Source organism: Acidovorax sp. SRB_24 (assembly GCF_012931925.1).
Map to the genome: position 1 here is coordinate 1 of NZ_MWOM01000195.1, position 618 is coordinate 618.

The window sequence follows — 618 nt, forward strand, 5'->3', positions numbered from 1 at the left end:
GCGCCGCAGCGGCGCCGAGCGCGCGGCCATCAACGCGCCCATGCAGGGCACGGCCGCCGACCTCATCAAGTTGGCCATGGTGGCGGTGCAAAAAGAGCTCGACGCGCACAAGCCCGAGGTGCTGGTGGTGCTGCAGGTGCACGACGAACTGGTGTTCGAACTGCCCGAGGGCGACGTCGACTGGCTGCGCAGCCACATCCCGCGCTTGATGGCCGGCGTGGCCGAGCTCAAGGTGCCGTTGCTGGCCGAGGTCGGCGTGGGGCCGAACTGGGACCAGGCGCATTAGTCTTTGCCCCCCTGAGTCGCCTATGGCGCCTTCCCCCAGGGTGACGCTCCAGCGCGGCGGGGCGGCCCTTGCGCGGGGGCCCTGGTATGGGTCGCGCCCATGGCATGGACTGGGGGATGTGTGAATTGCCCGCGCCCGGCACACCTGCAATGCGGTTGTCCTCCATTTTGTGGTGTTTTTGGCCTCCAGCGCTGATGTGGCAAGCGCTGGCAGCTATCAAAATTAATTTCAATGAATACCCCCCGACCGACTTTGCGACCGTCTTCCTGGACCCCCGCCGTGCGCATGGGCCTGTCGATTTCCGTCGCCACCGGGCTCTACGGCATCTCGTT

The 618-nt window shown here is 66.3% G+C and carries 1 protein-coding gene; it reads left to right on the plus strand.

The annotated features are described in order from the left end of the window. Positions 1–286: DNA polymerase (locus B2J89_RS21480; RefSeq protein WP_240965112.1), on the plus strand; the 286-nt coding region annotated here is incomplete at its 5' end. Positions 287–618: the final 332 nt, after the last annotated feature.